The sequence below is a fragment of the Mesorhizobium sp. M1A.T.Ca.IN.004.03.1.1 genome (assembly GCF_003997555.1).
In the GTDB taxonomy this organism is placed as follows: Bacteria; Pseudomonadota; Alphaproteobacteria; order Rhizobiales; family Rhizobiaceae; genus Mesorhizobium.
Genome location: NZ_RZTV01000160.1, coordinates 1 through 303, shown reverse-complemented (window position 1 = coordinate 303; position 303 = coordinate 1). Strand labels below are relative to the sequence as shown.

Sequence of the window (303 nt, the reverse complement as noted above, 5' to 3'; positions counted from 1 at the left end):
TTCATGATGTGCCAGCCGGAATAGTTGGAGCAACCGACGTAACGCACCTTGCCCTGTTTGATCAGGGTATCGAGGGCTTCCATCGTCTCTTCGAGCGCCGTCTGGCCGTCCCATTCATGCACTTGGTACAGGTCGATGACATCGGTCTTCAGGCGCTTGAGGCTCGCCTCGCATTCGCGGATCAGGTGGTAGCGCGACAGACCCTGGTCGTTCGGGCCGTCGCCCATGCTGAAGCGGGCCTTGGTGGCGAGCAACACGCCTTGCGGCCGCTTACCGGAGAGCACGTCACCGATGATGTTTTCG

The 303-nt window shown here is 60.4% G+C and carries 1 protein-coding gene; it reads right to left on the bottom strand.

Annotated features, from left to right (window positions below; all coding sequences use genetic code 11):
* The coding region (locus tag EOD29_RS31150; protein ID WP_164763916.1) for an aldo/keto reductase at positions 1–303 on the bottom strand (303 nt) is incomplete at both ends.